Origin of the sequence: Tabrizicola sp. TH137, assembly GCF_002855575.1 — a bacterium.
Taxonomy (GTDB): domain Bacteria; phylum Pseudomonadota; class Alphaproteobacteria; order Rhodobacterales; family Rhodobacteraceae; genus Paragemmobacter.
The window spans coordinates 1-2,958 of record NZ_PKRQ01000032.1; the positions used below are offsets into that span (position 1 = coordinate 1).

4 protein-coding genes are annotated in these 2,958 nt (G+C 66.2%); all 4 read right to left on the minus strand.

The window, feature by feature from the left end:
* Positions 1–221: DUF6878 family protein (locus C0V75_RS22585; RefSeq protein ID WP_371410722.1), on the minus strand; the 221-nt coding region annotated here is incomplete at its 3' end.
* Between the two features lie 101 nt (positions 222–322).
* Positions 323–841, minus strand: coding sequence for a DNA repair protein RadC (locus C0V75_RS22590; protein WP_101923222.1), 519 nt, complete (start codon positions 839–841; stop codon positions 323–325).
* Between the two features lie 108 nt (positions 842–949).
* Positions 950–1,390 (minus strand): RadC family protein, encoded by a 441-nt coding sequence (locus C0V75_RS22595; RefSeq protein ID WP_101923223.1) that lies wholly within the window; start codon positions 1,388–1,390, stop codon positions 950–952.
* A 126-nt stretch (positions 1,391–1,516) separates the two neighbouring features.
* Complete coding sequence (locus tag C0V75_RS22600) at positions 1,517–2,716, minus strand: DUF932 domain-containing protein (protein ID WP_101923224.1); 1,200 nt, start codon at positions 2,714–2,716, stop codon at positions 1,517–1,519.
* Between the last annotated feature and the right edge of the window lie 242 nt (positions 2,717–2,958).

Below are 2,958 nucleotides of genomic sequence, written 5' to 3' on the forward strand. Positions count from 1 at the left end.
GCGCCGATGCTTTCGATCTGGCCGCTGTCTCCAGCACCGTCGAAGGTCACGGTGACATGGGTGATGCCGGCGGCCGTGAGGCCGTCGAAGAGGCGGTACTTGTTGCCGGGGTGCAAGGCTTCGATGCGGGACGCGCGCTCGGTATGAGCGGCGAAGATCTGCGCCAAGTCGACGGTCGGGGGCGCCATCGGCGGCGCGAGGGTGGGTTCGGTCAGGCTCATAATGTGTCTCCGGTAAGGGGAAGAGATCGGAGCAGGCCGAGGCGATCTCTCTCCCCCGGACGAACTCCAAATCCCCCCTGCCCTTCTCTGCCTCTCGGGCCTCAGGCAGCGACCTGCAACGCCCGGGCGGCAAAGGCGCGCCAGAGCGGGTCGACGAGACGCGCTTCCAGAAGATCGGCGCGGTAGCGCAGCCGTTGCGCCAGATCCGGCTCGCCCCAGGCAGTCGCGCGGCCGACCTGCGCGCGCAGCTGGCTTGCCTCGGTCACGACGCCCCGCGCTTCGACCGTGCTCGTCACCGGGTGGCACCAGGCGACGGCGTGGTCGCTAGCGGCCCCGGCCAGCACAAGGCGCTCGTCGCGGTCGAGGATCGCCAGAAGCTGGGGCGCGGCATCTGGGGCGATCCTCTCGGCGTGGTCGATTGCGCCCTGCATGGCCTCGGCCAGCGTCGCGAAGCGGGCGAGGACCAGCGGGGCGGCCTGGCCCGACATGAGTTCAGCCGGTGCGCGGCGCGACAGGGTCAGGGCGAAGGGGTGACTGTGGTCAACGTCGTCCGAGGGAAAATGCGGTGGGACGCCCCGCGCGTAAGCGGTCGGGTGGATGGGCAGGGGCAAGTCGAACATGGGAAGATCTCCGACGGCGCGAGAAGCCTCTCTCCCCGCTTCATCCGTCAAAGACCAAACCGCCGCCCTCTTCCTCGAAGGGGCAGCGGTGATGGGTCCGATGGGCTCTCAGAGCTTGCCGAGGGCCCGCAGGCTCAGCTCCGTCCCGGCGCCGACGATGATGTGGTCGTGCAGCGTCAGCCCGAGGTACTTGCAGCCTTTCTGGATTTCCTTGGTCATGCTGAGATCCGCCTCCGAGGGCGTCGGATCGCCCGATGGGCGGTTGTGGATCAGGATCAGGGCGCTGGCGTTAAGCATCAGCGCTCGCTTGATCACCTCGCGCGGATAGACCGGGACATGGTCGACCGTGCCTGTCGAGAGAAGCTCATCGGAGATGATGCGGTTCTTGCGGTCGAGATAGAGGACGTGGAAGCGCTCGATCGGACCTCGGACGGTCAGAGCACAATAGTCCATCAGCGCCTGCCAACTGCCGATGACCGGGTTTTGGCTCAGGTAGCGGCCGAGGATGTCACGGGCTTCGAGGACGATGGTTTCTTCCTGGGGGGTCATGGGAGTTCCCGCTGAAATGCGCAGGCCGAAGCCCCCTGCCCTCTCGGGGCGGGGCCATTAGCGTGCGTGTGGAAGTGGAAAGTGCGACCGCCGCGCGCGAGGGCGGTCGCGTTGCCGAGCCCAGCCTCAGCCGACCCGGTCGAGGAGCTTCTTGGCGCGCCCTTCCATGTCGAGCCGGGCATCCTGCTGGGTCTTGTCGCGCGCGAGCCGCGTGATGCCCTGTACGAAATCGAAGATGCTCTCGGGCGGGCGGCCCTCTTCCATCAGCACCTTTTCGATGATCTTGCCTGACTCCGCCTTCGAGAAGCCGCGCTTGCGCAGGAAGTCATCCCGGTCCTCGTCCGTCCGCGCGACGATCTGCTGCCGTGCGGCCTTGATGCCGTTCACGAAGCCCTGCGGCGAGGAATTGGCGAAGCGCGTCAGCGCCGGGGCCGCCTCATGCGCGAAGCGGGAGGCCGCGTATTTCGAGTGGCGGATGGTGATCTCCTGGAAATCCTCGACGCCCCACAGATTGCGGTTCTGGCACACTGCCCGCAGGTAGAAGCTCGCCATGCCGAGCGTCTTCGCGCCCACCTCGGAGTTCCAGCAGTAGAAGCCCCGGAAGTAGAGGTCGGGAGAGCCGTCGGGAAGCCGTCCCGCCTCGATCGGGTTGTGATCATCGACGAGGAACAGAAAGACATCGCGGTCAGAGGCATAGAGCGTGGTCGTGTCGCGGCTGATCTCGACATCGGGGTTGTAGACCCCGGTCGACCAGTCGAGCACGCCCGGCACCTTCCAGCGCGTGTCGCCCGTGCCATTGCCCGCGATGCGCTGCACGGCCTCGACCAGTTCATGGTCATGGATACGGCCATAGTCGGGGCCGGTCACTGCACGCAGTTCGGTGCGGCCGTCTTCCGTCTCGAAGGTCTTGACCTGCTCGGCGCGATGGTTGGTCAGACCGTATTGCAGGTTGATCCCTGCCAGCGGCGCGGGCAGCTGCCGCAGGTAGGAGGCCGGCGCGCCGACGATGCTGGCAAGCTGGCCGAACGCCCAATGCGTGGGCGCGACCGGCTCGTGCGCTTTCGGCAGCCTCAGGTGTAGCCGCTCAGGGTTGTCGCGCGCCGCCTCGACCCGGATTTCCGCCGTCTGCACCACACGGCTGCGACTGCGCTCGGACCGGCCTTTCACATTGGCCCAGAGATCATCGAGCGACAGATATCGCTCATCATCGGGCCGGTTGAACCATTCGGACGACACTCGCCCGCTCCGCTCACCCCGGCTAACATCCACTTTCCAGCCACCTGCCCGCGTCGGTGCGACCAGATCCAGAACTTCCACGACACCCATCGGTTATCTCCCGCGACGGGCGCCGGGAGCCAATCTCCCAACCCTCAACCCGTCACCGGGAAACCGGCACTCCTCTAACTTAAGCAGGCGCAAAGGGGCGGAGGCCGACGACCTGGGCGCCGAAATGCATGAGCTCCCAGTGGAACTAGGGTCAGGACCCATTGATCTTCCTCTTGCAGCATGATTCAGGCTCCGCAAGGAGACTGAACGATGAGCAACCTATTCTGGCTGACCGAGGCGCA

What these genes read in the sequence shown, in the direction of transcription:
- C0V75_RS22590 (WP_101923222.1), bottom strand. Translation starts at nt 841, where the DNA reads ATGTTCGACTTGCCCCTGCCCATCCACCCGACCGCTTACGCGCGGGGC.
- C0V75_RS22595 (WP_101923223.1), bottom strand. Translation starts at nt 1,390, where the DNA reads ATGACCCCCCAGGAAGAAACCATCGTCCTCGAAGCCCGTGACATCCTC.
- C0V75_RS22600 (WP_101923224.1), bottom strand. Translation starts at nt 2,716, where the DNA reads ATGGGTGTCGTGGAAGTTCTGGATCTGGTCGCACCGACGCGGGCAGGT.